Raw genomic sequence first — 7,396 nt, forward strand, 5'->3', positions numbered from 1 at the left:
CAGCTCACCGACATCAACGGCGCCCGCGAGACGGTGTTCAAGGGCGAGACCCTGCGCGGCCTGCTGCTCACCTCGTACGGCTTCAGCGAGTTCGGCACCAAGGCCGCCCAGGCCTCGGTCGTCGCCTACCTCGCCTCCGGCCTGCTGTTCCTGGTCGGCGCGGCCGGCCTGATCCACGCCGCCCGCACGCCGCGCAGCCAGGGCTTCGCGGTCCCCGAGCCGGCCGCGGCCAAGGACCACGCGGACGCCTAGCCGCGAGTGCCCGCCACCACGACCGAACCCCAGGGCTGCGCCCGGCGCTCCGACGCGCCGGGCGCAGCCCTCGTGCGCGGGCGGACGCGGCGGGCGCAGGGCCGTACGTCCCGCGCGGCCGGGACTTCCGCGCCTGTCACCGGGCCGGGCCGCGGCCTACGCTCGTCGCGTGATGACCCCAACCGTGACCGTCGGCGCGGACGCCGGCCTGCAACAAGTCGTCGACGCCGTCGAGAACGGCGGCGTGCCGGTGCTCGCCGTGGTGGACAGGTCGGGCCGCGTCATCGGCACGATCGAACCGGAGGCCCTGCCCGCGCTGTTCGACGCGCGCGGGCCGCGCGTGGCCGGCACCCCTCGTCAGCGGCGCCGCCGCGACCATCTCGCCGCGGCCACCGCGCGCGACCTCATGACGCCGGTCGGGCCGCCCGGCCGCCCGGCTCGGCCCTGACGCGCGTGCCGTCAGTCGTGGCCGGGTGCGGTGGCGGTCTCGCTCCACGTGGCCTTGGCGCCCGAGTCGCCGATGCGGTAGATGCCGTACACGCCGGCCGCGCCCGCGACCAGCGCCAGCGCCGCCACCACGGCGGTCACCGCGCTCGACAGCGGCGCCAGGTAGGTCCGGCGGCCCGGGACCGCCCGCGCCTCCCGGTCCCGCCACCACACGACCAGCGCCAGCACCGCGATCGGGACGGCGTAGAAGAGCGCGGTGTCGCCCAGCTCGGTGTGGGTGTGCAGCGCCGCGGTCGAGGGCACCCGCCGCTCCAGCCACTCGCCCGCGTCGGTCGTCACCGGCACGAGGAGCACCACCAGTACGCCCAGGATCGCGTTCGGGACGGCCAGCCGCTGGCGGGCGGCGGGCCACAGCGCGGTCAGCACGAGCAGGAGCGCGCACAGCGGCAGGAGCACAACGATGCCGTGCACCAGCAGCACGTGCGCGGGCAGGCCGTTGACGGTGGTCATGAGCGGGTCCCATCCGGAGGTTCGGCGATCTACCCCGGCAACGGTAGGAATCCGATTCTTGGAGTTCTCCAATCTTCGGTGCGCAGACTGCCCGTGATGAACCACACCGGCGGTGCGCTCGGGCCCGCGGCCCCACCCCCCGGAGCGCAACCGTGACCCGTGTGCTGCTCGTCGAGGACGACCGCGAGCTCGGCGAGCTGCTCCTGCGGGTGCTCGGCAACGCCGGATACGCCGCCGACCTGGCCCGCGACGGCCAGGCCGGCCTGCACCAGGCCCTCACCCGCGGCTACGACCTGCTCATCGTCGACCGGCGCCTGCCCGCCATCGAGGGCCTCGACCTGCTCGCCCGGCTCCGCCGCAGCGGCGTGCAGGCGCCCGCGCTGATCCTCACCGCGCTCGGCACCGTCGCCGACCGCATCGCCGGGCTCGACGGCGGCGCCGAGGACTACGTGGTCAAGCCGTTCGACGTCGACGAGCTGCTGGCCCGTATCCGCGTGCTGCTGCGGCGCCGGCCGGCCCCGGCGGGGCACACGCTGGCCGTCGGCGCGGCCGAGTTCGACCTGATCACGCGGATGGTCACCGCGGACGACGGCGCCGCGACGGTCCTCTCCGGCCGGGAGAGCGACCTGCTGCGCCTGCTCGCCGAGCAGCCGAGCCGGGTCTTCAGCCGCCGGGAGATCGTCGCCAGGGTCTTCCCCGAGTCGGGCACCGAGTCGCTCGCCGACACGTACGTGCACTACCTGCGCCGCAAGCTCGGCACCGGCGTGGTGACGACCGTGCGCGGCACCGGCTACCGGCTCGGCTGCCTGTGACCGGCCCCGATCCCGACCGCGCGCTGCTGCGCCGGGCCCGCCGTACCCTGACCGCGCAGCTCACGGCGGCGATCGCCCTGATCCTGCTGGTCGTCGGCGCCGTCGCCCTGCTCGTCGTGGACCGGGAGGAGCGGGCGGCCCTCGCCGCGTCGGTGGGCCAGACCGCGGCCACCGAGGAGGACGTCGTCGACCCGCCGGCCGGCAGCTGGATCTTCCGGCTGGACGACGCCGGGAACCTCGCCGCCACCGCCGGCGCCCCGCCGGGGTTCCCCGACCGCGCGGCCCTGGACCGGGTCCGCGCCGGTGGCCCGGCCGAGCAGGCCGACGCCGGCGGCTACCTGCTGGTCACCCGCCGCCACGGGGCCTCGACGGTGCAGGTCGTCGGGAGCCTCGCCCCGCTGCACGCGTCGATGCGGCGGCTGCTCGCCGCGCTCGGCGCCGCCGAGCTGCTCGGGCTGGCCGGCGCGGCCGTTGCCGGGCTGCTGCTGGCCCGCCGGGCCACCGCCCCGCTCGGCGACGCCCTCGCCCGGCAGCGCCGCTTCGTCGCCGACGCCAGCCACGAGCTGCGCACCCCGATCGCGCAGCTGCACACCCGCGCCCAGCTGCTCGACCACGACCTGCGCGGCGGCGCCGGGCCGCCGGGCATGGCGGCCGACATCGCCCGCCTCGTCGCCGGCACCCGGCACCTCGGCGAGATCGTCGAGGACCTGCTGCTGTCCACCCAGCTGGCGAACCGCGCGGAGGCCGGCACGGAGGTCGACCTCGGCGTGCTGGCCGACGGCGTCGTGGCCGGATTCCAGGACCGCGCCCGATCCCAGCGGGTCCAGCTGAGCCTGCGCGCCGACCCGGAACAGCCGTCGATCGTGCTGGGACGGGAGGCGGCGCTGCGCCGCGTCCTCACCAACCTGATCGACAACGCGCTGAGCCATACGCCGCCCGGCGGGCACATCGCGGCCGAGCTCGACCGGCTCGCGGCCCCGCCCCGCGTCCGGCTGGTCGTCCGCGACGACGGCACCGGCTTCGCCACGGCCGACGCCGGACGCCTCTTCGACCGCTTCGCCCGCGGCCACGACGACCAGCGGCGCTTCGGGCTCGGCCTCGCCCTCGCCCGCGAGGTCGTCACCAGTCACGGCGGCACCATCGAGGCCGACGGCGTCCCGGGCGAGGGGGCCACCTTCACCGTGCTGCTCCCGGCCGCTCCCTGAGCGGCCGGGACGTCAGCCGGCGCGGCCGAGCTCGTAGCCGGTCACCAGGTCGCAGTCGATGCCGATCACGCAGTTCATGGTGTCGTCCACCCACGGGTGCAGCTGTCCCTCGTAGCGGTTCAGCCGTTCTTCGTCCAGCACCAGCCGGGCGGCGCCGGTGACCACGACGGTCCAGCCCGTCCGGCGCTCGAGGTCGATCACGTCCGCCTCGTAGGCGACCACCACGGCCCCGTCGGCGGTCGCCGACGACGCCAGGCCGCTGCCCAGGTTGCTGCGGATCACGATCGTGTCGCCGTCGACGAGATGGTTGACCGGCCGGATCGCCGGCAGCGCGCGCATCGTGAACACCACGCGGCCGACCGGCACCGAGGCCAGCAGGTCCAGGCAGCGCTCCCGGCTCAGCGGTCGTAGCCGTGCCATTGCATTCCCCCTTCAGTACCGCAGGACTCTGCTCCGCCCCGTGGCGGCGAGCCAGGGCCGAAAGCCCTGTCGCGGCCGGGACCTTCAAGCCGGGCGGCACCCCGGATGGCGGGTCCCGCGCGAGTCCCGGCGGACGGGGACCAACGCCTCTGCCCCGGCGCCGCCGGCGGGGTCAGGCTGAGCATCGAATGCGGCCCCGGCGCGGAGGTGAGGACGCATGAACGAGCGGCTGTCCGATCGAGCGGCCGCGGCCTGCCTGCGGGCGGCCGTCGCCGCTCCCTCGATCCACAACACCCAACCGTGGCGGTTCCGCTTCGACGGGACCGCGTTCGACCTGTTCGCCGATCCCCGGCGGGCCCTCGACGCGATCGACCCGGACCGCCGCGGCCTGCACATCAGCGTCGGCGCGGCCGCCTGCAACCTGCGGGTCGCGCTCGCGGCCGAGGGCTGGGTCACCCGCATCGAGCGGCCCGGGCCCGGGGGCGCGGCGGCCCGGATCACGCCGGTGGCCCGGCACGGGACGAGCCCCGCGACGCTGGCCCTCGCCGGGGCGATCGCCCGCCGGCGGACCAACCGCGAGCCGTTCACCGACACCGTGGTCCCGGCCGCGGTCCTCGACGCGCTGCGCCGCGCGGCCGCCGCCGACGGCATCCGGCTGGTGGTCCTCGACCCGGTGCGCCGCGGCGCCGTGCTCGCGCTCACCAGCGCGGCCGATGCCTGGCAGCGCGCGGATCCGCGGTACCGCCGCGAGCTTTCGACCTGGACCACCGGCCACGCCGAGCGGCGCGACGGCGTCCCGGTCCCGGTCTTCGGGCCGCGGTCCATCACGGCCACGCTCGCACTGCGCGACTTCGGCCTCCAGCTGACCGGTGTCGACCGCGACACCGCCCGCTTCGAGACGCACCCGCGGCTGGTCGTGCTGCACTCCCGCGGCGAGGGGCCAGACCGCTGGCTCGACGCCGGGCGGGCCCTGGAGCGCGTCCTGCTGACCGCCACCGTGCACGGCCTCGCGGCGCAACCGATGACCCAGGCGCTGGAGGTGGCGCACCTGCGCCGGCTGCTCGCCCCGCCCGGCGGGCGCTGGTTCCCCCAGATGATCCTGCGCATCGGGTACGGCCGGCCGGTCGCCGCCGGACCGCGCCGCCCGCTGCGCGACGTCCTGCTCAACACCCCCGGCGTGGCGCTGCCCCTGCGGTCGACCGCGTTCAGCCGGGGCGAACCGGTGGCCGCCGGTCGCCGGCACCAACGATGAGGAGCACGCATGCGAACGGTGACCGAAATCGAGCTCGGCCGGCTGCTGGGCGCCCTGCCCGGCGTGCCGCGGATCGTGGCCAGCGGCAACTTCGCCACCCCGCGCCGCCTGCTGGCGGTGGCCGACGCGGCGCTGGCCGAGTTCCGGCTGACCATGCTCAACGCCCAGCCCGGCATCCCTGACCGGGAGGGGGTCGTGCACGAGACGCCGTTCGTCGGGCCGGGCATGCGCGGCGGGCCCCGGTTGCGGTACTTCCCGTGCCGTCTCTCCCTCGTCCCGCACCTGCTGCGCCAGCGCCTGGCCCCGGACGTCGTGCTGCTGCACACCTCCCCGCCGGTGGGCGGCGCCGTGAGCCTCGGCGTCGAGGTGAACGTCCTTCCGGCGGCGGTGGAGGCGGCCCGCGCCCGGGGCGGCATCGTCGTGGCCCAGGCCAACCCCGCGATGCCCGTCACCTACGGCGACGCCATGCTGCCGCTGGAGGCCGTGGACTACCTGCTCGAGGTCGAGGAGCCGCTCGTCACCCACACCGCGGCCGCGCCGGACGCGACCTCGCGGGCGATCGGCGAGCGGGTCGCCGCGCTGGTGCCGGAGCGGGCGACGCTGCAGCTGGGCATCGGCGCCATCCCCGACGCCACCCTGGACGCGCTGCTGGACCGGCGTGAGCTGCGGATCTGGTCGGAGATGTTCACCGACGGCGCCCTGGCCCTGGAGAAGGCCGGCTGCCTGGACCGCGACACGCCGGTGACGGCGTCGTTCTGCTTCGGCTCGGCCGAGCTGTACGACTGGATCGACCGCAACCCTCGGGTGCGCATGCTGCGCACCGAGAAGACCAACGACCCGGGCACGATCGCCGGGCACCCCGCCCTGATGAGCATCAACAGCGCGCTGCAGGTGGACCTGTTCGCCCAGGCCAACGCGAGCCGGATCGACGGGCGCACCTACTCGGGGTTCGGCGGCCAGACGGACTTCATCGTCGGCGCCATGCACTCCCCCGGCGGCCACGCGATCATCGCGCTGCGCTCATGGCACCCCCGGGCGGACGTCTCGGCCGTCGTGCCGCTGCTGTCCGGGCCGGTGACGTCGTTCCAGCACAGCTACATCGTCACCGAGCAGGGCACCGCCCGGATCTGGGGCAGCGACGCGGTCGAGCAGGCGCAACAGATCCTGTACCACGCCGCGCACCCCGCGGCCCGCGACGGCCTGCGCGCCGCGGGCCGGGAGCTCGGCCTCCCGCTGGGGTGAACCGCACCGGCCACCCGCCGGTCAGAACATGACCGGCGGGCGGTACGACCGAGGCCCGTCGTCGGCGACGGCCGACAGGTGGCTGATCACGTCCACGACCCCGTCGACCCGCTCGACCTGGCGGACCACCGACGGGATGACAACGGCGTGCTCGACCCTGCCCAGCAGCGTGACCACGCCGTCGTCGACCTCGACCCGCACGTGCGCGCGCTCGACGCCGACCAGCCCGTGCAGCGCCTCGTCGAGGATCTCCCGGCGGATGTCCCCGTCGGAGCGCAGGAACACCTTCAACAGGTCGCGGCGCGTCACCATGCCGATCAGCCGGCCCATGTCGTCCACCACCGGCAGCCGCTTCAGCTCGGCCGACTCCATGATCCGCGCCGCCGCGACCACCGACGTCGTGCCCATGACGGTGATCGCCGGCGCGTTCATCAGCTCGCCGGCCGCGGTCGCGTGGGCCTTGCCGCGCGCCTGCCGGGTGTGGCGGCTCTCGAACAGCCGCACCCGGTCGTCGTCGCCGGCGAACTCGATCTTCGGCATCAGGTCGGCGGAGGAGACCACCCCCACCACCCGCTCGAACGCGTCGATCACCGGCACCGCGTTCACCTCGTGCGCCTCGAGCAGGTCGACGATCTCCTTGAACGGCGTGTCCTCCTGGACCGACACCGCCCCGATGGTCATCACGTCCGCGACGTTCCAGCGGCTCATCTCCGGCCTCCTTCATCGGTACCTCACGTCACGGCCCGACCGTATGACCGGCCCATGGCGGCGAGACAGTGCCCAACGGCACGCCCACGACGGGCCTTCGGTCCCGGCGGGTTCGGGAGATTCGGCACAAGCGTCGATGCCCTCCCACGGGCGAAGCTGAACTCGTCACCAGGACAGCACGGCACCAGGAGGCCGACCATGAGCACCGCGCACATCCACCACACCCCGGTCCACCACCTCGAGACGGTCGAAGCCCCCGGCGCCATGCTCACCCGCACCGCCGCCAGAGCCCTCGCCGTTCTGCGCTACGCCACCGGCTTCGTCTTCCTCTGGGCCTTCGCCGACAAGCTCCTCGGCCTCGGCTACAGCACCCCCACCGCCAAGGCCTGGATCAACGGCGGCAACCCCACCAAGGGCTTCCTCGCCAACGTCCACGCCGGACCCCTGCAACAGTTCTTCCACACCATCGCCGGCACCTGGTACGCCAACTGGCTCTTCATGGCCGGCCTCCTCGGCATCGGCCTCGCCCTCACCGCCGGCATCGCCCT

8 protein-coding genes and 2 pseudogenes are annotated in these 7,396 nt (G+C 75.1%); 7 read left to right on the forward strand and 3 right to left on the reverse strand.

Going from position 1 to position 7,396, the window contains the following annotated elements; translation table 11 throughout:
* Both AB0M46_RS50455 and AB0M46_RS50460 read left to right on the forward strand, forming a co-directional pair.
* Positions 1-252: pseudogene (locus AB0M46_RS50455) on the forward strand (hypothetical protein); the annotation flags it as partial.
* A gap of 169 nt (positions 253-421) precedes the next feature.
* On the forward strand, positions 422-700 hold the full coding sequence (locus tag AB0M46_RS50460) for a hypothetical protein (protein WP_363348758.1): 279 nt from the start codon (positions 422-424) through the stop codon (positions 698-700).
* A gap of 11 nt (positions 701-711) precedes the next feature.
* On the opposite strand, the gene AB0M46_RS50465 is transcribed toward AB0M46_RS50460, so the two are convergent.
* Positions 712-1,209, reverse strand: coding sequence for a DUF2231 domain-containing protein (locus AB0M46_RS50465; protein ID WP_363348760.1), 498 nt, complete (start codon positions 1,207-1,209; stop codon positions 712-714).
* Between the two features lie 152 nt (positions 1,210-1,361).
* Here AB0M46_RS50465 and AB0M46_RS50470 point away from each other — a divergent pair, with 152 nt between their 5' ends.
* Both AB0M46_RS50470 and AB0M46_RS50475 read left to right on the forward strand, forming a co-directional pair.
* On the forward strand, positions 1,362-2,021 hold the full coding sequence (locus AB0M46_RS50470; protein ID WP_363348762.1) for a response regulator transcription factor: 660 nt from the start codon (positions 1,362-1,364) through the stop codon (positions 2,019-2,021).
* Positions 2,018-3,226, forward strand: a complete 1,209-nt coding sequence (locus AB0M46_RS50475; protein ID WP_363348764.1) for a HAMP domain-containing sensor histidine kinase — start codon at positions 2,018-2,020, stop codon at positions 3,224-3,226. Before AB0M46_RS50470 ends, AB0M46_RS50475 begins: the two co-directional genes overlap by 4 nt.
* Positions 3,227-3,238: 12 nt before the next feature.
* Here AB0M46_RS50475 and AB0M46_RS50480 read toward each other — a convergent pair whose 3' ends face one another.
* Positions 3,239-3,646, reverse strand: coding sequence for a pyridoxamine 5'-phosphate oxidase family protein (locus AB0M46_RS50480; RefSeq protein WP_363348766.1), 408 nt, complete (start codon positions 3,644-3,646; stop codon positions 3,239-3,241).
* A 217-nt stretch (positions 3,647-3,863) separates the two neighbouring features.
* Here AB0M46_RS50480 and AB0M46_RS50485 point away from each other — a divergent pair, with 217 nt between their 5' ends.
* Together AB0M46_RS50485 and AB0M46_RS50490 are read left to right on the forward strand one after the other, a co-directional pair.
* Entirely contained in the window at positions 3,864-4,898 is a 1,035-nt protein-coding gene (locus AB0M46_RS50485) for a nitroreductase family protein (RefSeq protein ID WP_363348768.1), read from the forward strand.
* A 9-nt stretch (positions 4,899-4,907) separates the two neighbouring features.
* Entirely contained in the window at positions 4,908-6,140 is a 1,233-nt protein-coding gene (locus tag AB0M46_RS50490) for an acetyl-CoA hydrolase/transferase C-terminal domain-containing protein (protein ID WP_363348770.1), read from the forward strand.
* Between the two features lie 21 nt (positions 6,141-6,161).
* Here the strand turns inward: AB0M46_RS50490 and AB0M46_RS50495 are convergent, their stop codons facing one another.
* Positions 6,162-6,848, reverse strand: coding sequence for a CBS domain-containing protein (locus tag AB0M46_RS50495; RefSeq protein ID WP_363348772.1), 687 nt, complete (start codon positions 6,846-6,848; stop codon positions 6,162-6,164).
* A gap of 198 nt (positions 6,849-7,046) precedes the next feature.
* Here AB0M46_RS50495 and AB0M46_RS50500 point away from each other — a divergent pair.
* Positions 7,047-7,396, forward strand: a pseudogene (locus AB0M46_RS50500) (hypothetical protein); the annotation flags it as partial.

Origin of the sequence: Dactylosporangium sp. NPDC051485, assembly GCF_040682015.1 — a bacterium.
In the GTDB taxonomy this organism is placed as follows: domain Bacteria; phylum Actinomycetota; class Actinomycetes; order Mycobacteriales; family Micromonosporaceae; genus Dactylosporangium.

Bases quoted from the DNA above. Each gene is read 5' to 3' on its own strand.
- AB0M46_RS50490 (WP_363348770.1), top strand. From the start codon at position 4,908: ATGCGAACGGTGACCGAAATCGAGCTCGGCCGGCTGCTGGGCGCCCTG.
- AB0M46_RS50495 (WP_363348772.1), bottom strand. From the start codon at position 6,848: ATGAGCCGCTGGAACGTCGCGGACGTGATGACCATCGGGGCGGTGTCG.
- AB0M46_RS50480 (WP_363348766.1), bottom strand. From the start codon at position 3,646: ATGGCACGGCTACGACCGCTGAGCCGGGAGCGCTGCCTGGACCTGCTG.
- AB0M46_RS50465 (WP_363348760.1), bottom strand. From the start codon at position 1,209: ATGACCACCGTCAACGGCCTGCCCGCGCACGTGCTGCTGGTGCACGGC.
- AB0M46_RS50485 (WP_363348768.1), top strand. From the start codon at position 3,864: ATGAACGAGCGGCTGTCCGATCGAGCGGCCGCGGCCTGCCTGCGGGCG.